Origin of the sequence: Labrenzia sp. OB1 (assembly GCF_001624695.1) — a bacterium.
Classification (GTDB): Bacteria; Pseudomonadota; Alphaproteobacteria; order Rhizobiales; family Stappiaceae; genus Roseibium.
On the sequence record NZ_JSEP01000004.1, the window covers coordinates 46,989 to 72,505 of the forward strand.

The 25,517-nt window shown below is 59.5% G+C and carries 21 protein-coding genes; 15 read left to right on the forward strand and 6 right to left on the reverse strand.

Annotation, left to right across the window (positions count from 1 at the left end; genetic code table 11):
* Position 1: 1 nt before the first annotated feature.
* Both rfbF and OA90_RS06820 read right to left on the reverse strand, forming a co-directional pair.
* On the reverse strand, positions 2–766 hold the full coding sequence (rfbF, locus tag OA90_RS06815) for a glucose-1-phosphate cytidylyltransferase (protein ID WP_068408887.1): 765 nt from the start codon (positions 764–766) through the stop codon (positions 2–4).
* 97 nt (positions 767–863) lie between these two features.
* Entirely contained in the window at positions 864–1,733 is an 870-nt protein-coding gene (locus OA90_RS06820; protein ID WP_156510413.1) for a glycosyltransferase family 2 protein, read from the reverse strand.
* A 275-nt stretch (positions 1,734–2,008) separates the two neighbouring features.
* Here OA90_RS06820 and OA90_RS06825 point away from each other — a divergent pair, with 275 nt between their 5' ends.
* From OA90_RS06825 to OA90_RS06835, 3 genes are all read left to right on the forward strand, one after another.
* The gene (locus OA90_RS06825; RefSeq protein WP_068408889.1) at positions 2,009–2,749 is read left to right on the forward strand and encodes a sulfotransferase family 2 domain-containing protein; all 741 of its coding nucleotides are present in this window, start codon (positions 2,009–2,011) and stop codon (positions 2,747–2,749) included.
* A gap of 24 nt (positions 2,750–2,773) precedes the next feature.
* Positions 2,774–3,928 (forward strand): glycosyltransferase family 2 protein, encoded by a 1,155-nt coding sequence (locus OA90_RS06830; protein WP_068408891.1) that lies wholly within the window; start codon positions 2,774–2,776, stop codon positions 3,926–3,928.
* Between the two features lie 119 nt (positions 3,929–4,047).
* Positions 4,048–4,746: an FkbM family methyltransferase gene (locus OA90_RS06835; protein ID WP_068408893.1), complete on the forward strand. Its 699-nt coding sequence runs from the start codon at positions 4,048–4,050 to the stop codon at positions 4,744–4,746.
* Between the two features lie 36 nt (positions 4,747–4,782).
* On the opposite strand, the gene OA90_RS06840 is transcribed toward OA90_RS06835, so the two are convergent.
* On the reverse strand, positions 4,783–5,847 hold the full coding sequence (locus OA90_RS06840) for a glycosyltransferase (RefSeq protein WP_068408895.1): 1,065 nt from the start codon (positions 5,845–5,847) through the stop codon (positions 4,783–4,785).
* Positions 5,837–6,784: a glycosyltransferase family 2 protein gene (locus OA90_RS06845; protein ID WP_068408897.1), complete on the reverse strand. Its 948-nt coding sequence runs from the start codon at positions 6,782–6,784 to the stop codon at positions 5,837–5,839. The genes OA90_RS06840 and OA90_RS06845 overlap by 11 nt, the downstream gene beginning before the upstream one ends.
* A 180-nt stretch (positions 6,785–6,964) precedes the next feature.
* On the opposite strand from OA90_RS06845, the gene OA90_RS06850 reads away from it, so the two are divergent.
* The 4 genes from OA90_RS06850 (at position 6,965) to OA90_RS06865 (ending at position 11,798) form a co-directional block, all read left to right on the forward strand.
* Positions 6,965–8,587: a long-chain fatty acid--CoA ligase gene (locus OA90_RS06850; protein WP_068408899.1), complete on the forward strand. Its 1,623-nt coding sequence runs from the start codon at positions 6,965–6,967 to the stop codon at positions 8,585–8,587.
* Between the two features lie 11 nt (positions 8,588–8,598).
* Positions 8,599–9,420, forward strand: a complete 822-nt coding sequence (locus OA90_RS06855) for an SDR family NAD(P)-dependent oxidoreductase (protein ID WP_068409202.1) — start codon at positions 8,599–8,601, stop codon at positions 9,418–9,420.
* Between the two features lie 108 nt (positions 9,421–9,528).
* Positions 9,529–10,764, forward strand: coding sequence for an acyl-CoA dehydrogenase family protein (locus tag OA90_RS06860; protein ID WP_068408900.1), 1,236 nt, complete (start codon positions 9,529–9,531; stop codon positions 10,762–10,764).
* Between the two features lie 2 nt (positions 10,765–10,766).
* Complete coding sequence (locus OA90_RS06865) at positions 10,767–11,798, forward strand: phosphotransferase family protein (protein ID WP_068408902.1); 1,032 nt, start codon at positions 10,767–10,769, stop codon at positions 11,796–11,798.
* A 44-nt stretch (positions 11,799–11,842) separates the two neighbouring features.
* On the opposite strand, the gene OA90_RS06870 is transcribed toward OA90_RS06865, so the two are convergent.
* Together OA90_RS06870 and tsaA are read right to left on the reverse strand one after the other, a co-directional pair.
* The gene (locus OA90_RS06870) at positions 11,843–13,969 is read right to left on the reverse strand and encodes a 3-hydroxyacyl-CoA dehydrogenase NAD-binding domain-containing protein (protein WP_068409203.1); all 2,127 of its coding nucleotides are present in this window, start codon (positions 13,967–13,969) and stop codon (positions 11,843–11,845) included.
* 111 nt (positions 13,970–14,080) lie between these two features.
* A complete protein-coding gene (tsaA, locus tag OA90_RS06875; RefSeq protein WP_068409205.1) occupies positions 14,081–14,545 on the reverse strand; it encodes a tRNA (N6-threonylcarbamoyladenosine(37)-N6)-methyltransferase TrmO in 465 nt (154 codons plus the stop codon).
* A 580-nt stretch (positions 14,546–15,125) separates the two neighbouring features.
* On the opposite strand from tsaA, the gene OA90_RS06880 reads away from it, so the two are divergent.
* The 8 genes from OA90_RS06880 to OA90_RS06915 all read left to right on the forward strand — a co-directional run bounded on the left by OA90_RS06880 (position 15,126) and on the right by OA90_RS06915 (position 25,516).
* Positions 15,126–16,220: an ABC transporter ATP-binding protein gene (locus tag OA90_RS06880; protein WP_068408904.1), complete on the forward strand. Its 1,095-nt coding sequence runs from the start codon at positions 15,126–15,128 to the stop codon at positions 16,218–16,220.
* 84 nt (positions 16,221–16,304) lie between these two features.
* Positions 16,305–17,405 (forward strand): extracellular solute-binding protein, encoded by a 1,101-nt coding sequence (locus OA90_RS06885; RefSeq protein WP_068408906.1) that lies wholly within the window; start codon positions 16,305–16,307, stop codon positions 17,403–17,405.
* A 72-nt stretch (positions 17,406–17,477) separates the two neighbouring features.
* On the forward strand, positions 17,478–18,743 hold the full coding sequence (locus tag OA90_RS06890; protein ID WP_068408908.1) for an ABC transporter permease: 1,266 nt from the start codon (positions 17,478–17,480) through the stop codon (positions 18,741–18,743).
* Positions 18,744–18,752: 9 nt separating this feature from the next.
* Positions 18,753–19,607 (forward strand): ABC transporter permease, encoded by an 855-nt coding sequence (locus OA90_RS06895; protein WP_068408910.1) that lies wholly within the window; start codon positions 18,753–18,755, stop codon positions 19,605–19,607.
* A gap of 235 nt (positions 19,608–19,842) precedes the next feature.
* On the forward strand, positions 19,843–21,066 hold the full coding sequence (locus tag OA90_RS06900; protein WP_068408912.1) for a M24 family metallopeptidase: 1,224 nt from the start codon (positions 19,843–19,845) through the stop codon (positions 21,064–21,066).
* A gap of 372 nt (positions 21,067–21,438) precedes the next feature.
* Positions 21,439–21,960 (forward strand): ubiquinone biosynthesis methyltransferase UbiE, encoded by a 522-nt coding sequence (locus OA90_RS06905; protein ID WP_156510415.1) that lies wholly within the window; start codon positions 21,439–21,441, stop codon positions 21,958–21,960.
* Positions 21,957–23,135 carry a class I SAM-dependent methyltransferase gene (locus OA90_RS06910; protein WP_068408914.1) on the forward strand — a complete coding sequence of 393 codons (1,179 nt, stop codon included), beginning with the start codon at positions 21,957–21,959 and terminating at the stop codon, positions 23,133–23,135. Before OA90_RS06905 ends, OA90_RS06910 begins: the two co-directional genes overlap by 4 nt.
* Positions 23,132–25,516, forward strand: a complete 2,385-nt coding sequence (locus OA90_RS06915; RefSeq protein ID WP_068408916.1) for a SpoIIE family protein phosphatase — start codon at positions 23,132–23,134, stop codon at positions 25,514–25,516. The genes OA90_RS06910 and OA90_RS06915 overlap by 4 nt, the downstream gene beginning before the upstream one ends.
* Position 25,517 lies beyond the last annotated feature (1 nt).

Sequence of the window (25,517 nt, forward strand, 5' to 3'; positions counted from 1 at the left end):
TCTACCAGATCTTCCAGGGCGCTGTTCCAGACTGCCACAGCTTTTCAAGCTGGTTCTTGTCCCTGAGCGTGTCCATGGCGGCCCAGTAGCCGTCGTGACGGAAGACGCCCAGTTGGCCGTCTTTCGCAAGACTTTCCAGAGGGCTCGCCTCCCAGGGGGTGTCGTCGTCGTCGATACGGGAGAGAACGGTAGGCTCGCAGACGAAATAGCCACCATTGATCCACTGGCCGTCGCCAAGGGGCTTTTCAAGAAAGTTGACCACACGGCCATCCGATATTTCCAGAGATCCGTAGCGTCCCGGCGGCTGAATGGCGGTCACGGTCGCCTCAAGGCCGCTGGTCTTGTGTTGCGCGACCAGCCGGTCGACCCGGATATCGGCGACGCCGTCCCCGTAGGTGAGGCAGAACGTGTCATCGATATAATCCGCCACCCGCTTGATGCGCCCGCCCGTCATCGTGCTTTCGCCGGTATCGACCAGCGTGACCTTCCAGGGTTCCGCCTGACGGCGATGCACTTCCATGCGGTTCTCGTCCATGTGGAAGGTGACGTCCGACATATGCAGGAAGTAGTTGGCGAAATACTCCTTGATCACATAGCCCTTGTAGCCGCAGCAGATGACGAATTCGGTGATCCCGTTGGCCGCGTAGATCTTCATGATGTGCCAGAGAATGGGCCGTCCGCCGATCTCGATCATGGGTTTGGGTTTGAGATGCGATTCTTCGCTGATGCGGGTTCCCAATCCACCGGCCAGAATAACTGCTTTCATTTTTATACACCGTCAAAGGACTGAAATAAGCACGCCGGCCCGGTTATTGTTTGCGACGTATCTATCAAGGTCGGTACCGGCTGCAAACAGGTTTGGCTTACTTTCTGAGTCTCATGGCTTTCAGAAAATGATCTTCCAGATCGTAGCGGGTCTTTATCCTCGAGTCGCGCCAGAGCCTCCGGAACAGTTTTATCCGGGTGCGCAGCGAAATGTCCGGCAGCTTGTGGACGACCTTGTAGCAGCCAATCGTGTAGTTCAGCCGCTGCTGCAGTTTGCCAAGGAAGGTTTTCGCGCCGTATTTTTCGAACGATCCCGAGCCCTCGACAAAGATGAACTCGGCATCCTCGGCCCAGACAGCCAGATCGCGCATCACGAATTCCGCAACCACATAGGATGCGACGCACCAGGCATGCGGATATTCGCTCCAGCGCCGGATGAGTATATCCGCGCCGCCCTCGGCACGGCAGAGCCCGTAGCACCATTCCGAAGGATAGGCGAGGCTGCGCGGCACAACACCTCCAGCGAGTGACTCGGTATATCCGAAAATGATCGGGTCGGGCCGCAAAACGCGTTCGACGTCGCCATTGACCCTTCTGACGGTCGGAGCGGCGAGCAGCTTGTCCGGATTGTCATCCAGCGCTTTCACCAGCTCGGACAGGAAGTTCGCGCTCGACAGGTCATCGCAGGCGCGCAGGCAGAAATAATCCGCGTGCTCCTTGCCGTATTTCATGCAGAAAATGAAATTCTCCACCGCGGAAAGATGCTCGTCCTGCGTCAGCACCTCGAAGCGGGGATCCTTTTCGCAATAGGCCCGCGCAATCTCCGCGGTTCCGTCCGTCGACTTGTTATCGACGATGATTGCCCGGAAGTCCGTGAAGTCCTGATTGGCGATGCAATCGAGGCTTTCCCGCATGGTTTTTTCGCCATTGTAGATGGGAAACAGGACTAGGACTTTGGGTTTGCTCAACGGTTCCATCCGTAATTCGTCGTCTGGCGATACAGCCGCAGCGATCCCGATTCAGGAAAAGCGTGCTGTTAATTAGACTCGCTGACTGGTGCGGTCAACGAAACGCGAAATAGCGCGGCCGAGCTGACCCGGCTTCCCGCTTGAAAATTGGACAGGTCCTGCGCTTTCCGATAAGGCACCACCGGGTCGGCCGCCGCGATGAGATACTCGAGTTAAAGTGTTCCGGATTTGCAGCCGCGGTCCGGCAGGCGCGGCCAGATGGTAGCACGGAAAGCATGGACGAATATCAGCTCAGGAATTTTCTCAAGTTCGCACCCGCGCGGCTGGGGCTGACGCCCAGGAAACACCTCTTCATCCATATTCCCAAAAATGGCGGGATGGCCATTCGCGAAGCTCCCCAGCTCCAGGGAAAACTGGTACTCGCCAACCGCAGGCGCCTCAAAAGCAAGGCCTATGCGGATGGGCTCAAAAGCCACATGGAGCAAAAAGGCACTAACCCCGGATATGAACACGCCAGGTTGAGGGATGTTGACCTTTCGGTCCGCAAGGCCACAAAACCTTTCGCGATCGTGCGTAATCCATGGTCTCGCACGGTCTCAAGGTTCAAGTTCGCGCTGCAGACACGGGAATATTCCGGTGTGGCGCCGGACTTCTCGAAAGCGGAATTCGAAAAATTTCTGGAGGAGCGTCACCAATGGGGCGCTGAGCCGTATTTCTGGCACCGTGCGGTCGGAGGTTGGTATCCGCAGGAGGACTATGTGCTGGACGAGCACAATGAAGTTGCCGTTGATGTCCTGCGCCAGGAGCGGCTCGGCGTGGAACTGAAAGACTATTTGAACTTCGAAAGTGAGCTGGAAAGACGCAATATCAGCAAGGCCTCCCACGCGGACTACCGGGATATCTATACCCCCCGGACGATCCGCATCGTCGCCGACTGGTATGCAGTGGACATCGAGCGCTTTGGGTTCGATTTTGACACAGCGGCGTCAAAAAACACATATTTTCCGGCGACTTGAAACCAAGGTGAAGGCAGAGCGATATTGGGTGAGATCAGCGATCGGTTGAGGGAAGCATTCGGCACGCAAATCGCGGACAGTTTGAAGCTGCCTGCGGATGGCGTGATTGCCGTGGTTCTTGCCTACAATGAAGCGCTCCGGTTTCCGTATTTCCTGGAGCACCATCGCGCGTTGGGCGTTCGCCATTTCATCGTCATCGACAACAACTCTGCGGACGGGACGGGCGCTTTGCTGGCGGATCAGCCCGATGTCAGCGTCATTCTCACCGAAAAGCCCTACAAGGACCACAAGTCCGAGTGGCGGCAATTGCTCTGCGACCGGTACCTTGAGGATCGTTGGGTTCTCTTTCCCGATGTGGACGAGCTTTTCGTCTATCCCGGATGGCCGGATCTTCCGGTCGAAAGTCTCGCGGCCTATCTGGATGAAGGCGGGTTCCGGGCGCTGTTCTGCCCGATGGTGGACATGTATCCGCAAGGCCCGTTGAAGGAACTTGCCTACCGGCCGGGCGAGAGTTTCCTGAAAACATGCTCCTGGTTCGATGCAGAGGGCTACCGCTACAATCCGCTGAAGGGCAGTCATGCCAAGCGTTACAAGACGCCCGAAAGACATGTTTTCGGTGGCACACGCGAGCGGCTGTTTCATCAGGCCGCCAAACGGCCGCAGAGCTTTTTCGACAAGCTGCTGCTGTCGACGCTCTTCTCGCTTCGTGCCACCGCGCCTGGAGGCCGAGCCGGCAGGAAGCTCGACCACCTGCTGTTCAAGCCGGTCAAGAACGCCCTCCCGAGCCCTGCGGCCGTACAGAGCAAGATCCCTCTGCTCAAATGGGAGACAGGCTACAGGTTTTCCGGCGGTGTCCACGGCATCGACAGGCAGGTCGCGGTTGCCCCCGATTGGGGCGCCCTGTTGCATTTCAAATATCTCGACGACTTCGAAAGCAAGGTTTTTGAAGCTCTTGAGCGCAAGCAGCACACCGACAATGCCGGGCATTATCTCGACTACAATGTCCAGATGAGCAGATTGCTCACTGAAGGGCTGCATTATTCCGGCAGTACCTTGTTTTCCGGCGTTCAATCGCTTATCGACTGTGGCCTGATGCGGGAGAGCAGCGGCTTCCGGCGCTGGTTGTCTGAAAATTCAACCGGTGCCGATCAGAACAGCGCAATGCATAAGCATGTGTGACGGTTCAGGTTCGACCTCAACCTCGGCATCGAAAATAAATCAGATCACGGCCGTAACATCGGAACGGGCAGCTCGGGCCAAATGCTCCAAAACGGCTTCTGAAACAGGAAACGACCCACATGCTCGGACACTTCGGACGCCGGCTTGCCTACAGGATCAGGCGGAAACTCGCGCCGAAAACGATCAAGCTTCATGGCATCACGCTCACCGCGGACCTGCAGGACGTCCCCAAGGGTATTCGCAAGCAGCTCTACCAGAAGAACTACGAGAACCAGGAGTTTCTTCTTGTCCGTGAGGCCCTGATGCCGGCAGACCGGGTTCTGGAAGTCGGAGCGGGGATCGGCTTCATCGGCATTGCCTGTGCCCGGATTTGCGGTCAGGACAACATCCTGTCCTACGAACCCAACCCGGCCATGAAGCCCGTCATCGAAAAGAACTATGCCCTCAACGGCATGCGGCCGAATTTGCGCAACAAGGTTCTGGCTACGGAGCCGGGCGAAGTCGAGTTCTTTTTTGACGAAGGGGTGCTTTCGTCCTCGTTGATCGACCGCAAGCATGGCGGCGCGACGCGGGTTGCCGCCGACGCGATTTCCGAAGTGGTTGAAAGCCACAACCCTTCGGCTCTCGTTATGGATGTCGAAGGCGCGGAGATCGATCTGCTCAGAAACTGCAATCTGCGCAAGATAAACAAGATCATCATAGAGATGCATCCCCATGTCGTAGGCGCTGACAAGATCGAGGATCTTTGCGGGTTTCTGGCCGAGGACGGCTTTTCGATCATAAGGCGCATCGGCAAGAGCTATTATTTTTCAAGGTGACGGACGTTGCCGGAAGACCGGATCGGTCTTGAGCGCTCAGCGCAAGGCGTCCTGCTTGAATAAATTCAGGTATGCATCCACGATGGCGTCTTCAGAATAATTGCGTTCAAGAAAATCCCGCGCGTTCGCCGCAAGGTCGGTTCCAAGGGTTTCAGTCTCCAGAATTCCGAGAATGGAACCGGCCAGTCCCTCGGCATCCCCGCAAGGTGACAGCAGCCCCGTTTTTCCGTCTTTGATCAGCCAGCTCGGGCCGGGGGAGGCCGTTGCGACAACGGGCAGGCCCGCGTTCCAGCCTTCCAGGACGACGTTGCCGAGCGGCTCCGCGTCGGTCGGGCAGAGCAGGATGTCGGCGGCCTTCAGGAAGGGCGTGGGATCGCGTTGCCAGCCGAGGAAATGAACGCGTCTTTCGACACCTTCGGTTTTTGCCAGCGCTTTCATGTCGTCCATAAGGTCGCCGTCACCGATCAGCCACGCATGCACATGCTCCGGTAGGCGCGCCACTGCCTGGATGGCCAGATCGAAGCGCTTGCGCTCGACAAAGCGACCCAGGTGGATCAGCACGGTGGCGTCTTCCGGCGTGTTGTAATCCGCGCGGTTCACCGGTTGGAGATCTTCCGGCAGCGGATCGACGAAATTGCTGATCACATGCGCCCTGTCCGCAGCCCAGCCCATCTCGACGGCCTGGCGGATGATTTCCGGGGTGTTGCCGATCAGATCCTCGACATTGCCGTAGGTGTGAAAGCCGTCCGGCCAGTCGCCGAGACGCAGGAAGGTGCGCATCGAGGGGCCGGGTTTCGGCATCCATTTGCTTGCCGGGCTCATCCAGCCCAGCGTGGTGGTCGCGCCGAAGGCGCGGATCTGCCGGGAAATACCCCATCGGACGAAATGGCGCTTCAGATGTGAACGGCTGAACCTGAGTTCGCGGACATCGCAATGCCGCGCCAGCTCGTCCCGCCACGGCCGGTTCTTGCGAATGAAGGCGACCTGCTCAACTCCCCGCCGCGCAAGAGCCGCCGAAAGGCGCACGAAAAAGCGCTCCGCCCCTCCGTCGACACCAAGATGAATATGTGCGAGTTTTCCAGGCTTGCCGTCAGTGGCCATCGATCACGTCGTAGTAGTTATGCGCCCGGCCGAAGAGGCCGCGCAGGTTGCCCGATCCCTTCATCAGGCGGATCAGGCCGTAATAGAACAGCTTTTCTCCGCGTTTGCGGGCGAAGGGTTTGATCACGAACCCGATAACCGTCGCCAGCAGCCCGAAGAACATCCGCCGTGTGCTCTTGGGGATGAAATGCAGGGCAGCCTTCAACCGGCCTTCGCGCAGCACCATGTTGAAGGCGCCTGAAGTCGCCGCCATGTGCATGCGGCTCAAAAGTCTGCCGGTGGTAACGCGCGACGCCGGGATATCCTCTTCCACGAAGGCGTCGTCCACCCAGATCATCTTCGCGCCGGCGACATGGGTGCGGCGGAAGAAGTCGATGTCCTCGCTGCCGAAGGTCAGGCGCTCGTCGAAACGCAGGCCCAGCCCGTTTTTTGAGATGATCCGGGCACTCAAAAGAATGTTGTTGGTCGGCGCCTCGGTGATCACCGTGCCTGTGGGGCGAGACTTCAGGAGCTGGGATTTCCACCAGTGCGGCGCGGGCTTTTCATAAATCCGCCGCACGGGCCCGTTCGCGACCTCGGCTTGGTGCTGTGTGCAGGCCGCCAGAAGCTTTTCGATCCAGTCCGGTTCGGCGCGCTCGTCGTCGTCGATCAGTGCGACCCAGTCCGGAACGTGCTCCAGCGCCGCCTCAAGAGCGGTATTGCGCGCAAAGGGAATGCCCTTCCGGCTTTCATGATGGAAGAACACCGGCAGCGAGAGCCGGGCTTTCAGGTCATCGGCGGCCTTGCCCGTGAAATGCGGCTGCGGATCGTTTTCGACAACGACGATGGACAGCTCGGCTTTCTCCGGCTGGATCAGATTGTCGAGGCTTTCAAGGCAGGCCTGCAGCATTTTCGGCCGTTGCGCCGTGCAAACGGCAATGACCAGTTTCTGGGTCATCAAGGGGTCTCTGTCTCTTCATTCTGCTGCGGGTCGGATCCCGAACGGTTTGGCGCAAGACCGGCGCGCTGTCAAAGGGTTTCGCCGAAAGGGGCCTTTCCACGGTATGGCAGCCGCGCTACGGTCCACGTCTCACCCTTTAAAGGTCTGTGCAAGCAGCCGTGTTCTGGGAGGAAACACATGAAGGGAATGATGATGCACCGTCCGCTGAAAATCGCGGACCTGATCACGTTCGCGGCAGAAAAATATCCTTCGGGCGAAATCGTCTCCGTGCGCACGGAAGGCGATATCCACCGCACGACATACCGGCAGACGGCCAGGCGCATCGCACGTCTCGCGCACGGGCTGAAGGCGCTTGGCGTAAAGGAAGGTGACAGGATCGCAACGCTTGCCTGGAACGGCTACCGGCATTTTGAACTCTACTACGCGATCTCCGGTGTTGGCGCGATCTGCCATACGATCAACCCCCGCCTGTCGGCGGCGGAGATGACGTATATCGTCAATCACGCCGGGGACAGCCTGCTTTTCTGCGATCTCACCTTCGTTCCGCTTCTGGAAAAACTGCGCCCGCAGCTGCCGGACGAACTACGCATCATCATCATGGCCGATCCAGACCATATGCCCGAGACTTCTCTGAAAGACGCGTCGTGCTATGAAAAACTGCTGCAAGGCCAACCGGAGGAGATCGACTGGCCGGATCTGCCGGAAGATCAGGCGGCGGGGCTTTGCTACACCTCCGGCACGACCGGCCCTCCCAAGGGCACGCTCTATTCGCACCGCTCGACGGTGCTGCATGCCCTAAGCATGTGCGTGACCATTCCCGATGCACTTCGAGAAGGCAGGCGGATCCTGCCCGTGGTGCCGCTGTTTCATGTCAACGCCTGGGGCTTGCCTTACGGCGCGCCGCTTTCGGGCGCCAGCCTGATCTTTCCGGGCGGGGCGCTGGACGGTAAAAGCCTGTTCGAGCTGATGGACAGCGAGAAAGTCTATTCCGCCTGGGGCGTGCCGACGGTGTGGATCGGACTGATGGCGGAAATCAACCGGCGCGGCCGGCTGCCGGAAGGTTTCGGCGACGTCGTCATCGGCGGCTCAGCCGCGCCGCGCTCGCTGATCGAGGCTTTCGAGACGAAGGGGGTCAATGTCTGCCATGCGTGGGGCATGACCGAGATGAGCCCGCTCGGCACCCAGTGCAACCTCTCGCCGGAGCTTGCCGGTCTTCCCCTTGAACAGCGCATTGACCGCAAACAGTCGCAGGGCCGGCGGGTATTCGGCGTCGAGATGAAAATCGTCGACGACGCGGGTAACCGTCTCGCGCATGACGGCAACACACCCGGGCATCTCCATGTGCGCGGCAACATGATCACATCCGGCTATTACGAAAACCCGGAAGCGTCGAAGGCGGCCTTTGACGACGAAGGCTGGTTCTGCACCGGGGATATCGCGTCCATCGATCCCGATGGCTTCCTGATGATCACCGACCGGTCCAAGGACCTGATCAAATCGGGTGGGGAATGGATCAGTTCGCTGGCTCTGGAAAACATCGTCATGTCCCATCGCGGTGTCGCCAATTGCGCCGTTATTGCCGTGCCCGACGCCAAATGGGATGAGCGCCCGTTGCTGGTCGTTCAGGCGAGGGACGGCGGAGAACCGCCGAAGGAAGACCTCCTGAAACTGCTGGCGGAGCACGTCGCCAAGTGGCAATTGCCGGATGACGTCGTCTATGTGGAAGCGCTGCCGCTGACGGCGACCGGCAAGGTGTCCAAACTCACCTTGAGAAAAGAATTTACAGGGACGCCCGCATGACAACACGCAGCATGACGCCGGACAATCTGTTCGGCCTTTCGGGCAAGACCGCGCTGGTGACCGGCGGGGCGACAGGTATCGGCAGAATGGCCGCCGAGGGCCTTGTGGCCGCGGGTGCCCGGGTCCTGATCTGCAGCCGCAAGGAAGACGCCTGCAAAACCGCCGCGGAAGAGCTGAATGCCCTCGGTCATGACGGAAAAGCGGAAGGCTTCGGCGCCGATGTCGCCAGCGAAGAGGGAATCGCCGCGCTGGTCGAGGGTGTCGGTGCCCGCTGTGACCGCCTCGACATTCTGATGAACAATGCCGGGACCAGTTGGGGCATGCCTCTAGGAAAATTTCCTTATGCCGCCTGGGACCGGGTGATGCGTGTCAACGTCACCGGGCTTTTCCAGCTGACGCAGGATCTTTTGCCTCTGCTCGAACGGGCGGCAAGCGATGACGATCCCGCAAGGGTGGTCAATGTCGGCTCGGTAATGGGCGAAACGCCGCACGGTGACAGGGCCTACAGCTATGCAGCCTCCAAGGCCGCCGTGCATCATCTCACCAGGATACTCGCCGGGGAGCTCGCGCAAAGACGCATCACGGTCAATGCGCTGGCCCCCGGGCCCTTCGTCAGCAAGATGACCGCCTTCGCCACCGCGGATGAGGAAGTCCGCTCCCGGGTCGGAGCACAGGTGCCGCTTGGCCGTGTCGGCCGCCCGGAAGATATCGCCGCCGCGCTGCAGTTTCTGTGCGGACGCGGCGGCGCCTATGTCACCGGCGCGATCCTGCCTCTCAGTGGCGGGATCAATGTCGAAACGGGGCCGGACCTGTTCCAGGAAGCCTATGAGTGAGCGCACAGGCCGCAATCCGGGTGCCGGTGCGGTGTGAAAACTGTGCCCGCCGGGATCCGGCGGATGCGTTGAAGATATTTTTGAAGGGACAAGCACTTGGGAGAAAACATGGATCTGGGTATTTCGGACAGGGTGCGCCCGCTTGTCGAAAAGGTCCGGAAAATGGTCGAGACCGAGATCGCACCGCTGGACGTCGAATTTCACCATGAGGTGGGCCGTCATCCCTCCGGGGACCGCTTCCAACTGACAGACCGGCAACTGGAAATTCTCGATGGGCTGAAAGCAAAGGCCAGGGAACGCGGCCTGTGGAATTTCTGGCTGACAGGCAGCGAACATGGCTACGGACTGACAACCGTCGAATACGCCTATCTTGCGGAAGAAATGGGCAAGGTCGGCATCGCGGCGGAGGTTTTCAACTGCAACGCGCCGGACACCGGCAACATGGAAGTGCTGGAACGCTACGGCACCGCGGCCCACAAGGAACGCTGGTTGAAGCCTCTGCTGGAGGGGGAGATCCGCTCCGCCTATCTGATGACCGAACCCGACGTTGCCTCGTCCGATGCCACGAATATTTCCCTGACTGCGGTCAGGGACGGTGAAGACTGGGTTCTGAACGGCGAGAAATGGTGGTCGAGCGGGGCGGGCGACCCGCGCTGCAAGCTCTATATCGTCATGGCTCTGACGGATCCGCAGGCGCACAAGCACAGCCGTCATTCCATGTTTCTGCTTCCGGCGGGCACGGAGGGGATAGAGGTTCTGCGGCCGATGCAGGTCTTCGGGTCGGACGATGCCCCGCACGGCCACATGCATATCCGCTTCACCGATGTTCGCGTGCCGCAGGAAGATCTGGTCCTGGGCGAGGGCCGGGGCTTTGAAGTGGCGCAGGGACGGCTTGGCCCCGGCCGCATCCACCATTGCATGCGCGCCATCGGCCAGGCGGAAAAGGCGCTTGAGATCCTGTGTGCGCGGGCATTGAGCCGGGAAGCCTTCGGAAGGAAGCTTGCCGAGCTGGGGGGCAATTACGACATTATTGCCAATGCGCGTATGGAAATCGAGATGGCCCGGTTGCTGTGCCTGAAGGCCGCCTGGGTGATGGACACGCAGGGAACCCGCGCGGCCCAGCCCTGGATCAGCCAGATCAAGGTGGTGGCTCCGCTGATGGCGTTGAAAATCGTTGACGAGGCGATGCAGCTTCACGGTGCCGGCGGCATCAGCCAGGACTTTCCGTTGGCCTCCATGTGGACGAATTTGCGCACGCTCCGTTTTGTCGATGGCCCGGATGCGGTGCACCGCCGCCAGGTGGCCCGCATGGAGCTGCGCAAATATGCAAATACCGGGACCTGACCATGACAGCAGGCGCGGTGGATCCGGACCTTGAGGCTCTCGATATCTGGCTAGAAGGGCACTTGCCCGGGTTCCGTGGCCCACTGCGGGCGGAAAAGTTCAACCGAGGCCAGTCCAATCCGACCTACAGGCTGCATGCGGCATCCGGCGACTATGTCCTGCGCCGCAAGCCGCCCGGCGTGCTGCTGAAGTCCGCCCACGCTGTCGATCGGGAATTCCGGGTGCAAAAGGCTCTTGCCGGGTCCGACGTTCCTGTTGCCCGCATGCATGTCCTGTGCGAGGACGAAAGCGTCATCGGCTCCGCCTTTTACGTGATGGGCCTGGTTCGGGGACGCAACTTCGACGATCCGCGTCTGCCGGATATCGGTCTTGAGATGCGGGCAGCTATCTATGAGGAGATGAACCGCGTTCTGGCGGCCATTCACAGCGTCGATCTGCGGGCACGTGGCCTGTCGGATTTCGGACCTTCGGGCAACTATTACCGACGGCAGATCGACCGTTGGACCAAACAGTACCGGGCGAGCGAAACCGGAGAGATTGCGGCCATGGACGAATTGATCGCCTGGCTGGATGCCAATGTTCCGGAGGAGGATGGCATGCGGACCCTGGTTCACGGCGATTACCGCATCGACAATCTGCTCTTTGCCGAAGATGGCCCGGCCTGTGTTGCCGTTCTCGACTGGGAACTTTCAACCATCGGCCACCCCTTCGCCGATCTCGCAGCGCTGATCATGCAGTGGCGTCTCCCGCCCGGTACGGAAGGACGCGGCCTCGCCGGGGTCGACCGGAAAGCGCTGGGCCTGCCGGAGGACGAAGCCTTCATCGGCAGCTACTGCGCCCGCACAGGACTTCCCGGTATTCCGGATTTCGGGTTCTATCTCGCCTTCTGTTTCTTCCGCATGGGCGCGATCCTCCAGGGGGTCGGAAAGCGCGCACTCGACGGCAATGCCTCCAATCCGGAGCAGGGCCTTCGCCTCGCGGCCGCCGTTCCGCGCTATGCAGCGGGCGGGCTGGAAGCTGCCAAAAAGGTATAGCCGCGGGCATGTTTTGGGAACAGCCGGGAAGGAATTTGAGGCTGTCACCCCCTGTCGTTCATATCCGCGAAGCTCTCCCCGATTTCGGCCATCTTGCGAAGCAATTCCGGGACGCGCCAGTAGTAGGAATCCTCTGCTGCATAGGCCTCGATCCGGCGCACAAGTTCACTGGCGCCGATAAGGTCGGCCGCATGCATCGGTCCGCCGCGGAAGCGCGGGAAGCCGTAGCCGAAGAGGAACACCGCGTCGATATCGATAGGCCTCAGAGCGATGCCTTCTTCCAGAACGCGAGCCGCCTCCAGGATCATGGCGGTCATGAAATGGCTGACGATCTCGTCGGAGGTAAAACCGCGCGGCGCGATCCCGGCCCTGGCGCGTTCCTCGCCGATAATCTCGAGCGCGGCCGGGTTGGGGCGATTGCCTTCCGCGTCGTAGATATAGAACCCCTGGCCGCTCTTGCGGCCGAACCAGCCGTTTTCGCACAGCCGGTCGGCAATCGGGATGTAGCGCTCCTCAGCCGGGCGCGTGGCCGCGCGGCGCTTGTTGGCGGCCCAGCTGATGTCGAGACCGGCAAGATCGGCCACCTGATAAGGGCCCATGGCAAAGCCGAAACCGCTCATCGCCCGGTCGATCTCTTCCGGCGATGCGCCGTCCATCATCATGTAGTCGGCGGACTTCTTGTAGAAGGTCATGATGCGGTTGCCGATGAAGCCGTCGCAGACGCCGGAGCGCACGGCGATCTTCCTCAGGGTCTTGGCAAGCGCAAAGCCCGTCGCGACCGTCTCCATGCCGGTCTTCTTCGCTACGACAACTTCCAGAAGCCGCATTACATGGGCGGGGGAAAAGAAATGCAGGCCGATGACGTCTTCCGGACGGTTCGTCATCGCCGCGATCTCGTTGATATCGAGATAGGATGTGTTGGATGCCAGCACGGCTCCGGGTTTGGTGACCCTGTCGAGGGTTTCGAAGATCTCGCGTTTGACGCTCATGTCCTCGAACACCGCCTCGATGATCAGGTCTGCCTGTGACAGGGCGGCAAGATCGGTGGAAGTCACGAGTTTCGACGCTAGGATTGCCTCCCGTCCTTCCGGCGAGAGTTTTCCGCGCTTCACGGCGCCATCCAGATTGCTGCCTATGGCAGCCGTACCGCGATCCAGTCCTGCCTGATCCCGTTCGCTCAAGGTGACCGGAAAACCGGCCAGCAGTGCCGCCGTCGCGATGCCGGAACCCATGGTTCCTCCCCCGATCACGCCGATGGACGCGATGTCCCTGGGCTCCGCGGCTACTTCCGGAATCTTGGCGACGGCCCGTTCGGCGAAAAACGCATGGATCAGGCCCGCGCGCTGGGGGCTATCCATACACGCGTTGTAAAGACGGCGTTCTTCCTTCAGACCCTTGGCGATGGGCAGTTTGCTCGCCTCGACGGCGTCCACGCATTTGTGCGGCGAATAAAGGAGGGGCTGGGATTTTGCGAGCTTTTCCCGCATCGCCTGGAGCGCGGCATCGTCCGGCTCCACGGTCAGGTCCCCGGTCTTGCGCAACGTAAGCTTGCCGTCGATCAGGTCCTGTGCCGCCTGCAGCGCGGCCTCGCGCGGGTCACCCTCGCTCAGCCCGTCGACGAGGCCCCATTTCAGGGCATCCTGCGCGCTGATCTGCTTGCCGCTGGTGATCATGTCGAGAGACGCGGGGATGCCCGCCAGCCGCGGTGCCCGCTGGGTTCCGCCGGCGCCGGGCAGAATGCCGAGCGTTACTTCCGGAAAGCCGACTTTCGTGCCTTTTAGGGCCACACGGGCGTGGCAGGAAAGCGCGACCTCGAAACCGCCGCCAAGTGTCGTGCCATGCAGGACGCAGGCAATGGGTTTGCAAGAGTTTTCCAGAAAGTTGCAGACTTCCGGTAGCCACGGGTCAAGAGGCGGTTTGCCGAATTCCCTGATGTCGGCCCCGGCAATGAATGTCCGGCCCTTCGCGTAGAGCCCGATGGCCGCGATGTCCGTGTCGTCCTGCAGGCGTTCGACCGCTTCGCACAGGCCCGTACGCAGGGCATGAGAAGCGGCATTCACCGGCGGATTGTCAAGCGCAATGAGCGCGACCGGCCCGCGCCGTTCAATGGACACGACTTCGTTGACAGCGATCTCGCCAGCTTCAGGAACGGCTTCAGGAATTGTCTGCATGTAGGTCTCCCAGGACCGCTTCGCACGAGCGGTTGCGCTGTCGAGTGTCATTTCCGAACCGGACTTGTCAAGCGGACCTGCCGTCGTGATTTCGTCCTGGAGGTTGCGCCATCAGCGAGCAGGAGGTGATTTGGGAGAAAAACTGCACCGGTCGGGTTTCAGGTCGATGAGCGGTGTCCCGTTCAGGCAATCGAGGCCGCGAACGATCAGGTTCGCTCCTTCGATCGAGACCAGTCTGGCGATGACGGTTCCGATGGGGTTCGGTCGCACGGGAGAGCGCAGGGCGAAGGTGCCGGAGGTCCCTTCGCTATGACCGGGATTCTGGATCACCAGATCACGCCGGGACTTGTCGAGCCAGTAGAGCACTTCGATGCGCTCGAATTTTTCGATGCCCTTGAGCGCCTGGTCCCAGGGCTCGAATATCTCGATCCGGCATTCCGGCCCGTCGATCTTGCCTTGATGCGGGCAGTCTTTCCTGTCGTTCCAGGGTGTGTGAATTCGACCGATGAATTGCAGCCGGGCATCGTCGGGAACCGGACCCGACACGGAAATCTCATGCGGACGGATATCGCTCATCCTTGTTGATCCTGTGATTGTTGGTCGCCTGACTATACGCCGGCGGTCCGCCTTGGCCAGAAACTGTTTCTTTTCAGGCCGGTGCCCGGCCAGGTGCCGACAGACGTTTCGTTGCATAAAAGCGACGTTCCGGAATTGTTTTGTGACGATTCCGGACAACTGTAAAAAGAAATCATGGGCCATGCTCTTCATGTAGTTCGCCGATGTGCGGGGTTCTCCGGGACCCTGCTCATGGACGACACCAGAAAAAAGGTGCAGACGCATCTGGTTCGATCAACCTGACTGCTTTCACCTGAAAGCTGGTTGATTTAGGGATACTTTCGTCCGGGTAAAGTTATTTCTTTCTCCGGAGGGCTTTCTCTTGAGTAGAAATCTCGCCAGACAGCAGCGCTGCAAAATATTAATTCGCCCCCTGACCAAAAAATATTCATTTTTTTTCAATGCCCCCTTTCAATGCGGCGGCATTTTTGTTTTTCTATGTGAGTTCGTGTCACTCGATAGCTCCAAGGGGACGATCGTCACCTGAGTGTTATTGGTTGCGCTTCTAATAATAATGAATGAAACCGGACTTGGGGACAAAATGGCGAACACACGGGGCGCTGCTGTTAAGTATGACGGCGTTCAAAAGAGCTATGACGGGGAAACCCTTGTCGTAAAGAACCTCAATCTCGACATCCCACCTGGCGAATTCCTGACAATGCTCGGGCCGTCGGGATCCGGAAAAACCACCTGCCTGATGATGCTGGCGGGTTTTGAACCGGCGACCCATGGAGAGATTTTTCTCAATGATCGACCGATCAACAACGTGCCGCCGCACAAGCGCGGCATCGGCATGGTGTTTCAGAACTACGCCCTTTTTCCGCATATGACGGTGGCCGAAAATCTGGCGTTTCCGCTTCAGGTTCGCGGCGTCGGCAAGGCCGAGCAGAGCGAGAAGGTGCAGCGGGCGCTGGAAATGGTCGAACTCGGCGCATTCGGCAACCGCCGTCCGGCGCAATTGTCCGGCGGACAGCAGCAGCGCGTCGCCGTGGCCCGCGCTTTGGTTTTCGATCCGGAACTCGTACTGATGGACGAGCCGCTGGGAGCGCTCGACAAGCAGCTGCGCGAGCAGATGCAGTATGAAATCAAGCACATTCACGAGAATCTCGGCGTTACGGTGGTCTATGTCACCCATGACCAAACCGAGGCTCTGACCATGTCCGACCGGGTGGCCGTATTCAATGACGGCATCATCCAGCAGCTGTCGACGCCGGACGACCTTTACGAAGACCCCCAGAACTCGTTCGTCGCCCAGTTCATCGGCGAGAACAACAAGCTGAGCGGCAAAGTGATCGGCGTTCAGGGGGAGGAGTGCCTCGTTGAACTCGACGACGGCACCCAGCTCAAGGCGGACAGGGTCAACGTGTCGGATGTCGGCGACAAGACGACCGTGTCGCTGCGGCCGGAACGAGTCGAATTCGACACCAATACTTCGATGGACAATCTGGTGAACGGCCAGATTGAGGAACTCATTTATCTCGGCGACCATATTCGCGTTCGTATGAATGTGGCCGGCAATAGTGAGTTCATCGTCAAGGTTCGCAACCGCGGAGAGAAGCGCAAGCTGAATGTCGGCGAGACAGTCCAGGTGGGCTGGGCGCTGAACGACTGCAAGGCACTCGACGCTGTTGTCTGAAATCGCCCGGCGGCCGGGGTCCGGCCGTCAGCGACCAAAACGGAAGAGCATCCGTTAAAATCCTAAAAGAGGGAGCTAGAATCCATGAAGCTCAAAACCGTAGTTCTTGCAGGCACCGCACTGGCATTTGCCGGTAGCGCCGCCGTTGCTGAAGATATGACCCTGGTCTCCTGGGGTGGCGCTTATCAGGCGTCCCAGAAGGCCGCCTACGCGGATCCTTATGTCGCGGACCATCCGGACGTGACCATTATCTGGGACGAGTCCTCCGCTGAAGCCGTTGCGAAACTGCGCGCAATGAACGAAGCCGGTAACGTCACCTGGGACCTGGTTGACGTTGTTGCCTCCGACGCCATTCGTCTGTGCGACGAAGGCCTGGCCATGGAAATCGATCCGGACGTCGACCTTGCTGCCGCTCCGGACGGCACTTCCGCGGCTGACGATTTCGGCGACCTGCTGGTCTCCGAGTGCTTCATCCCGCAGATCGTCTACTCCACCACCTTCGGCTACCGCTCCGACGTTGCGGACTGGGGTGGCAAGGAGCCGGACGACATTTGTGACGTGTTCGATCTGGAAGCATTCCCGGGCAAGCGCGCTCTGGAAAAGCGTCCGATCAACAACATGGAATGGGCGCTGCTGTGTGACGGCGTTGCGAAGGAAGACGTCTACGACGTTCTGGAGACCGAAGAAGGTCTTGACCGTGCCTTTGCCAAGCTCGACACCATCAAGGACAGCGTAGTCTGGTGGTCTGCGGGTGCGGAAACGCCGCAGCTTCTGGCTGACAGTGAAGTCGTCATCGGCTCCACCTACAACGGCCGCCTGTTTGCCCTGATCGAAGAGCAGAAGCAGCCGGTCAAGATGCTGTGGGATGCTCAGGTGTTCGACCTTGACGGCTGGATCATCCCGACCGGTCTTCCGGCAGAGCGCCTTGCCGCGGTGAAGGACTTCGTCAAATTCGCCACGGACACTCAGCGTCTGGCGGATCAGGCGAAGTACATCTCCTACGGCCCGGCCCGCAAGTCGTCCGCTCCGCTGGTCGGCAAGCACGCCGATCTCGGCATCGACATGGCTCCGCATATGCCGACCGATCCGAACAACGCCAAGAACACCTTCCTGTATAACTACGAATGGTGGGCGGATTACCGCGACGACATCGACGCCAAATTCCAGGCGTGGCTGTCCCAGTAAGCCTTTGCGGCTCCGGTCCGGGTGGGCATTGTCCCACCCGGATCTTCAAATTGATTTGCGGAAGACTGTTTCATGAGCGATACCACAGCCGGTCAGGTTCTCACCACCAAGGACGGGAAGCCTCTCAAGGCCGCCCTTGCAAGGGCGCTGCGCCGGGAAAAACTGCGTTCCCTGGCTCTGATCGCACCGTTGCTCATCTTTGTGCTGCTGACCTTTGTCGCGCCGATCTTGGACATGTTGTTCCGGTCCGTTGAAAACAGCATCGTCGAGGATACGCTTCCCAGGACCGTGGTCGCCCTGCGTGTATGGGACCCGAAGTCCGGTGAGGTGCCTGACGAAGAAGTCTTCGCCGCTCTTTACGGGGATCTGCTGGTCGCCGTCGAGGAAAAGAAACATACCCGCCTCGGTTCCCGGCTGAACTATGAGGAAAGCGGTATTTCCAGTCTGTTCCGCAAGACCGGACGGCGCGTCAACCGCATGGACGAGGCCGCCCCGTTCAAGGAACAGTTTATTGACGCTGACGACAAGTGGGGCGACGTCGGCACCTGGCAGGTACTGAGGCAATTCGCGCCTCCATATACCGACGGGTACTTCCTGAGTGCCTTCGACGCGCAGAGGACGTCCGATGGTATCGAGATGAAGCCGGAGGACGAGCGGATCTATATGCTCCTGTTCGGCAGAACCTTGTTCCTGTCGATCGTGATCACCGTTTCCTGTCTGCTGCTCGGCTATCCGATCGCATTTCTGCTCGCGGCTTTGCCGCTGCGCACCTCGAATCTTCTGATGATCCTCGTGCTGCTGCCCTTCTGGACCAGTCTCCTGGTCCGAACGTCCGCGTGGAAAGTGCTTTTGCAGCAACAAGGGGTGATCAACGACTTCCTGGTCTGGACAGGTCTGATCAGTGACGCGAGCCGTCTGGTGATGATCAACAACCAGACCGGCACAATCATAGCCATGACGCATATTCTTCTGCCCTTCATGATCCTGCCGCTCTATTCGGTGATGAAAACCATCTCGCCTACGTATGTGCGTGCTGCGAAGAGCCTTGGCGCCAATGACTGGACGGCGTTCTGGCGGGTCTATTTCCCGCAATCCGTTCCGGGGATCGGCGCGGGCGCGGTGCTCGTCTTCATCCTGTCGATCGGCTACTACATCACGCCGGAACTTGTTGGCGGCACATCGGGCATCTTCATCTCGAACCGGATCGCCTATCACATATCCTCGTCACTGAACTGGGGACTGGCAGCTGCTCTGGGTACACTGCTCCTTGTCGCCGTGATGGTTCTTTTTGTTGTCTACGACAAGATCGTCGGCATCGATAACGTGAAACTGGGCTAGGGCACGATTATGAGCGCACTTCCCCCCTATGCGTCCCCCTTGCAGCGGACCTGGTACTACTCCTTCCGGGTGATCTGCGGACTGATCTTCTTCTTTCTGATCTTTCCGATCCTGGTGATCCTGCCGCTCAGCTTCAATGCGCAGGATTTTTTCACCTTCACCAAGGAAATGCTGGCGCTTAACCCGGACGGCTATTCCTTCAAGCACTATGAGGACTTCTTCACCAACCCGGACTGGCAGCAGGCCCTGACCAACTCGGTGATGATCGCGCCCGTGGCGACCCTGCTGGCCACGTCCTTCGGTACCGTCGCCGCTGTTGGCCTGTCCCAGTCGCATGTGCCCTACAAGCCGGCGATCATGGCCGTGCTGATCTCGCCGATGATCGTGCCTCTGATCATTTCCGCCGCGGGCATGTATTTCTTCTATTCGCGCATCGGATTGCAGGGCACTTACTGGGGCGTTGTGCTGGCCCATGCCGCGCTTGGCACACCCTTCGTGATCATCACGGTGACGGCGACGCTGGTCGGCTTCGACCGGTCCCTTGTGCGGGCCTCGGCAAGTCTCGGCGCCAACCCGGTCACCACCTTCTTCAAGGTGCAGATGCCGCTGATCGTCCCCGGTGTCGTGTCCGGCGCCCTGTTCGCCTTCATAACGTCCTTCGACGAAGTGGTGGTGGTCCTGTTTCTGGGCTCAGCCGGACAGAAAACCCTGCCCTGGCAGATGTTCACCGGCTTGCGCGAACAGATTTCTCCAACCATCCTTGCCGTGGCTTCGCTGATGGTTGCGATTTCGATCATTCTTCTGACGGTGCTGGAAATGCTGCGGCGCAGGTCGGAACGGCTGAGGGGACTTTCGCCGGGCTGACCCGGTAAGGAGCCGCGACCGGCTCCGCTGCATTCCACAGGAGCCGGTGGCGGAACGCCAGCCACCGGGGGACGGGTCCGAAGGACTTTCCCGGCAGCAGACAATCTGATTACGGGCCTGGCGGGCCGGCTTCTTTTTCGGAAGCCGGCCCGTTTTGCGTTTCAGGCCCAAAACCAGAACCGGCAACACGAACGGCAGGCCGGGACGCGAACCGGAAGGAAAAAGGAGAACTTCCATGAGTGACGATATGATCCGCATCTACGAGATGAACAATGGCGAAAAGGCCTTTTCACCTTTCTCGCCCCCGGAGATGGACCGCCGGCAGACGGGGCTGAGAAAGATCATGGCGGAGCGGCGGATAGACGCCTGCCTTTTCACCTCCTATCACAACATCTGCTATTACTCCGGCTTCCTTTATTGCTACTTCGGCCGCAAATACGGCTTCCTCGTTACGCAGGAAAACGCGACCACCATTGCTGCCGGCATCGACGGCGGCCAGCCCTGGCGCCGGACACATGGCGATACGGTCATCTATACGGATTGGCGGCGCGACAATTATTTCCATGCCATCCAGTCGCTGCTGGCGATGCCGAACCCGTCGGTCAAGCGGATCGGTATCGAGCTCGATCATGTTTCTCTCGATCTCCTGAAGCAGCTTGAAGCCGCGCTGCCGGGTGTTGAGCTGGTGGATATCGCCGCGGACGCCATGGCGCAGCGCACGATCAAGAGCGCGGAGGAGCATGTGCTGATCCGCGAAGGCGCCCGGATCTGCGATGCCGGAGGAGCCGCGCTTGTGGAGGCGGTCGCGGCCGGCGTACCCGAGCATGAAGTGGCGATGGCCTCCACCAACGCCATGATCCGCGAGATCGCCGGATCGTTCCCCTTTGTGGAGCTGATGGACACCTGGACCTGGTTCCAGTCGGGCATCAACACGGACGGAGCGCACAACCCGGTCACCAACAAGCTGGTCGCCACAGGCGACATCCTCAGCCTCAACTGCTTTCCGATGATCTTCGGCTATTACACCGCGCTGGAACGCACGCTCTTTTGCGACTACGTCCCCGACGCGCATCTGCGGCTCTGGGAAGTCAATTGCCATGTGCATCGTGAGGGTCTGAAGCTGATCCGGCCGGGCGCCCGGTGCCGCGATATCGCGGCCGAACTCAACGAAATCTACCGGAGCCACGACCTGCTCAAATACCGCAGCTTCGGCTACGGACACTCCTTCGGCGTGCTCAGCCACTACTACGGCCGCGAGGCCTCGGTGGAGCTGCGCGAGGATGTCGACACTGTGCTGGAACCGGGCATGGTGGTTTCCATGGAACCGATGATCATGGTGCCGGAAGGCCAGGCGGGCGCTGGCGGTTACCGCGAACACGACATTCTGATCGTGACGGAAACCGGCGCTGAAAACATAACCGGTTTTCCGTTCGGGCCGGAGAACAATATCGTCGGCTAGAGCGTATCGCGTTTAAGGTGTGATGGCGCAAACCGGCTTGCTGCAAAGGTATGGCGCTCGGAACCCTGCGGCACACAGGACATGCGCCGCTAATTTGTGTTCGATAAATGCCGGAACAGGAAGCGCGTCTCTGACCTGTCCGATCCGGGCCTGAAAGGGCAAGTCGAAGATGAAATTCTGCTCTCGTGCCGGTTTTTAAAGAAATCGGCACGAGCGTTGCTGTTGATAAATCCTTGGAAATAAGCGACACCGTATTGTTAAATAAACTAATTATCGATGACACGTATGATAACGGCTGAATTTCCAGGTTCATCGTAAAACGGTATCTCACCGCGCCGGGGAACGATGGACTGCGCCAACGGGGGAATAGAAATGCCTGCACCTTCTGAAGTCTCGTTGCCGGGCTCGGATTTGCCGCAGATGCTTCAGATGGATTTGGATATCGGGGATTTCTGCTCGAACTGGGCGCATTGCGATCTTTTCTCGGCATATCTGGCCCGCATGGTCAGTCACAACCGGCTCGATTCACTCCTGTTTTCCAATCTTTATTCCTCGGCGCTGAACGAGTTGCTGGAAACCGTTTTCAGGGTTCACGGCAACTCGGGCAAGCTGGAATGCTCGGTCCGGCGGCAGGGTGGCCTGGACCGGATCGAACTGGTTTTTCCGGCGGACGAAGATACTTTCGCGGTTTACCGGGAAGCGATCGACAAGCTGTCCGGCAAGGATGCGGAAAAGCTGTATCTGGAAGCGTTGTTTACCGAGGACGAACCGGACGCAAGTCTCGGACTTCTGGAACTCGGCGTTGACTACGGCGCCAGGCTCGCCATCGACCGGGCCGGTGACGGTCGGATGTGTTTGGTTGCCGAACTCACGCTTGAGGACGAAAACGAATGATTGCGGAAAATTCCACCCAGTCGTTTCAGTGGACCTATAACGAAAACGATCAGGAGTTCGCCCTGCACGGCAGTCTCCGCCCGCAGAAGGCGGAAGAGCTGAGCAAATGCATTTCGGCGCTCGATCAGTCTGTCTCCAACGTGAGCGGCAAATTCTACGTGAATGTCCGCCGTCTGGTCCGGATGAACAATGTCGCCTTTCATGCCATCGCCGGCAAGATTCTGGATCTGGTGCGCGGTCGCAGCGATCTGGACGTGCATGTGACCACGTCGAGCGTGGTCGGTTGGGCAACGCGGAAATTCGCGGTGCTTGAAACCATGTCTGAAAAGATCACGGTGAGCGAATACGACAGCGAGTTCTATCCGGGTCAATCCTTTGTCGAGGACAGCGAGTTCATCCACGTCCTGCGCACCCAGACGAAACTGACTTGGAAGCACGAAAAGGACCTGCTGCGAGAGCACGGCCTGAAGCCGGGCATGCAGGTCGCCGACATCTGCTGCGGGATCGGCGATTTCGCGGTTCTGCTGCAAAAGGAGTTCAGCCCGGATCGGCTGGTCGCGCTGGACCATTCCAAATCGAGCCTCGATTATGCGCGTCAGGTGGCGGCGGACTTCGGCATCAAGGGGATCGACTATGTTTTCGGCGATGCGGCCGACATGCTGCTGGAGGACGATCAGTTCGATTTCGTGACCTGCAGACATTCCCTCCAGGTGTTCGACCGCCCCGAACTGATCCTCAAGGAACTTTTCCGCATCTGCAAACCGGGTGGCCGGATCTACGTCACCAACGAGAAGAACTCCCACTGCCTGGGCGAGCCGCGCGGTGAGTCGATCCAGTGGACCTACAACGAGGTCGCCAAGCTCTGGCATCATTTCGACATGGACATCGAAATCGGTCCGAAAAGCCGGCGACTGTTGCTTGAGGGCGGGTTCGAGGATGTGACAATCGGGTCCTTCATGGTCACCAGCACGGATGGGGATCCCCAGGGTTTCGCCGATATCATTGCGTCGTGGAAGAACCTCTTTGCCGGCAAGATGGCAAGCGAACGCGGGGACGATGCGGCTTTTGTCGAGCGTTTCGCGAAGGGGTTCGACGATCACATCTTCGCGGCGCTGCATCCCAAGGGGTATGCCGGATGGCCGATCTGGGTGGCTTCGGGGCGCAAACCGCTATGACGACACCGGCAACCACTTCGCCGAACGAAAGGCAGATTGGCCGCTTTTCGTTGCGCAGCTTCCGCGCCAAATTCATGCTGGTCGTGGGCGTGGCGGTTCTGTTCGACCTCGCGCTTGCTGGCGGTATCGGCATCTGGAACGTCCAGCGGCTGTCCAGGGACGCCACCCAGCAGGTCGGTGACGGCCTCACCACGGCGACCGAGGAATACCTCGAGACCTATATCGATACGACGGCGTTCCGGGCGGATCTGCTGATCGAGCGGGTGCATTCGGAACTTGCGACGCTCGCCACCACCATGCAGACGTTGATCGATCATCCTGAAATCCAGGAAGCGGTCGGCGATACGGTGACCGGCAGCCCGGATTTTTCCTCGCCCCTGGCTTATGACGCCAACGGTGGCTGGGCTCAAAACGGAGCCGGCGTGCCATCCGCCGTCAGCGTCTGGGGATACCTGCTCGACGAAAACAGGCAACCGGTGCCCAAGGCCGCCGAAGAGCTGAAAAAGAGCGCTTTCCTCAGCCTTGTAGGCCCTTCGATGATGGCGACGGGCGCACCCAAGCTGCAGATCTATTATGTCGGCCCGAAAGACGCCTCGATCATGCGGGCGACACCTTATTCTGAACAGGCGCAGACCTTCGATCTGCTCTATCCGGGACACAACGAAGGCCCGAATTTCTGGGATTTCTTTTTCCCCGGCGTCTATGAAGGATGGCAGGCCTGGATCGAGGACCCGTCCTCGAAACCGGTGAACTCCAACATCGTCACCACGGCGCCCTATGTCGATGCGATCACCGGCGAGCTGATCGTCAGTTTCTTTCATCCGCTTTGGAGCAAGGACCGCAAGGACCTGGCCGGCATGGTGGCGGTCGACATCACTCTCGAACAGCTCACATCGCTGGTCGAGAGCCTTGAAATTTCCGCGACCGGCTTCGGCTTCCTGGCCATGTCCGATGGCAATGTGGTGGCGACCAACACCATAGGCGAGACGACGCTGGGCCTTGTGTCCACCGATGTCAGCGGACAGGGCGTTACCGGGGTCAATCGGAACCTCAAGGAGAGCAGCCAGGTTGCGATTGCCTCGCTTGAGCTCAACACCACCCACGAAACGGTTATCGAGCATATTTTCCTGGATCAGGGCGGGGAGGAAGTGCCCTATCTTCTCGTGCTCAAGCAGCTCAATCCCACCAACCTTTGGGACGGTGCGGGGATCACCGGTGAAACGATGACCCTCGGCTTCGTCGTATCGGAGCGGGAGATTTACCAGTCCCTGATCGACGCGACCGAAAATATCTCCGCGGCGACGGCGCGCATCCTGAACTATCAGATCATCGCCTTCTTCTTCAGCATCGTGGTTGTCTTCCTGGCTGTCTACGCGATTTCAGGCCGCATCACAAAAGGCCTGTCGCGGCTGGCGGATGCTGCCAGGGCTCTGCAGAACAAGGACTATTCCGTCCGTGTCGAGATTCCCACCCGCGACGAAGTCGCGGCGGTAGGGCTGGCGTTCAACCGCATGGCGGAAGAGATCAGCTATCACACCGAAAACCTGGAGAACCTGGTCGAGGAACGCACCAAGAAGCTCGAGACCGCGAACAGCGAGATTGTCGCGCTGAATGCGCGCTTGAAGTCAGAGAACAGCAGACTGGGCGCGGAGCTCGACGTCGCCAAGCGTATTCAGGAAATGGTGCTTCCGCGCCTCAGCGAGCTGGAAGTCATCCCGCAGATCGAGATCGCCGCCTTCATGGAGCCGGCGGACGAAGTCGGTGGAGACTATTACGACGTTCTGTTTGACGGCGAGCACATCAAGGTCGGCATAGGTGATGTGACCGGGCACGGACTGGAAAGTGGCGTCCTGATGCTGATGGTCCAGTCTGTCGCCCTGGCGCTTCAGGAAAAGGGTGACAAGGATCCCGTCGCCTTCCTCGATGTCCTGAACCGGGCGGTTTACAAGAACATCACAAGAACCCGCTCAGACAAGCATCTGACGCTCGCCTTTGTCGATTATCAGGAAGGTCAGGTGACCCTGTCCGGCCAGCATGAAGAAGTGCTGATCATCCGCGCGAACGGCGAGACGGAACGCATCGACACCATTGATCTCGGCTTCCCGGTCGGCCTTGAAGAGGACATCTCCCCCTTCGTCGCCACGCTGGACATGCCCTTCGGACCGGAGGATGTTCTCATCCTGCATACGGACGGCATCACCGAAGCGGAAAACGAAAAGGGCGAGATGTTCGGTCTCGACCGGCTCAGCGACAGTGCTCATGAAAACCGGTTGAAATCGGCAAAGGGTATTGCCGAAGCGATCATAATTGACGTCAAGTCGCATATCGGCGGGCACAAGGTATTCGATGACATCACACTTGTCGTACTGAAGCATAGGTAGG

Coding starts and splice junctions, on each gene's coding strand:
- OA90_RS06825 (WP_068408889.1), top strand. CDS start 2,009: ATGGACGAATATCAGCTCAGGAATTTTCTCAAGTTCGCACCCGCGCGG.
- OA90_RS06880 (WP_068408904.1), top strand. CDS start 15,126: ATGGCGAACACACGGGGCGCTGCTGTTAAGTATGACGGCGTTCAAAAG.
- OA90_RS06835 (WP_068408893.1), top strand. CDS start 4,048: ATGCTCGGACACTTCGGACGCCGGCTTGCCTACAGGATCAGGCGGAAA.
- OA90_RS06870 (WP_068409203.1), bottom strand. CDS start 13,969: ATGCAGACAATTCCTGAAGCCGTTCCTGAAGCTGGCGAGATCGCTGTC.
- OA90_RS06885 (WP_068408906.1), top strand. CDS start 16,305: ATGAAGCTCAAAACCGTAGTTCTTGCAGGCACCGCACTGGCATTTGCC.
- OA90_RS06890 (WP_068408908.1), top strand. CDS start 17,478: ATGAGCGATACCACAGCCGGTCAGGTTCTCACCACCAAGGACGGGAAG.
- OA90_RS06840 (WP_068408895.1), bottom strand. CDS start 5,847: ATGGCCACTGACGGCAAGCCTGGAAAACTCGCACATATTCATCTTGGT.
- OA90_RS06910 (WP_068408914.1), top strand. CDS start 21,957: ATGATTGCGGAAAATTCCACCCAGTCGTTTCAGTGGACCTATAACGAA.
- OA90_RS06860 (WP_068408900.1), top strand. CDS start 9,529: ATGGATCTGGGTATTTCGGACAGGGTGCGCCCGCTTGTCGAAAAGGTC.
- OA90_RS06905 (WP_156510415.1), top strand. CDS start 21,439: ATGCCTGCACCTTCTGAAGTCTCGTTGCCGGGCTCGGATTTGCCGCAG.
- OA90_RS06900 (WP_068408912.1), top strand. CDS start 19,843: ATGAGTGACGATATGATCCGCATCTACGAGATGAACAATGGCGAAAAG.
- tsaA (WP_068409205.1), bottom strand. CDS start 14,545: ATGAGCGATATCCGTCCGCATGAGATTTCCGTGTCGGGTCCGGTTCCC.
- OA90_RS06845 (WP_068408897.1), bottom strand. CDS start 6,784: ATGACCCAGAAACTGGTCATTGCCGTTTGCACGGCGCAACGGCCGAAA.
- OA90_RS06895 (WP_068408910.1), top strand. CDS start 18,753: ATGAGCGCACTTCCCCCCTATGCGTCCCCCTTGCAGCGGACCTGGTAC.
- OA90_RS06855 (WP_068409202.1), top strand. CDS start 8,599: ATGACGCCGGACAATCTGTTCGGCCTTTCGGGCAAGACCGCGCTGGTG.
- OA90_RS06915 (WP_068408916.1), top strand. CDS start 23,132: ATGACGACACCGGCAACCACTTCGCCGAACGAAAGGCAGATTGGCCGC.
- OA90_RS06865 (WP_068408902.1), top strand. CDS start 10,767: ATGACAGCAGGCGCGGTGGATCCGGACCTTGAGGCTCTCGATATCTGG.
- OA90_RS06850 (WP_068408899.1), top strand. CDS start 6,965: ATGAAGGGAATGATGATGCACCGTCCGCTGAAAATCGCGGACCTGATC.
- rfbF (WP_068408887.1), bottom strand. CDS start 766: ATGAAAGCAGTTATTCTGGCCGGTGGATTGGGAACCCGCATCAGCGAA.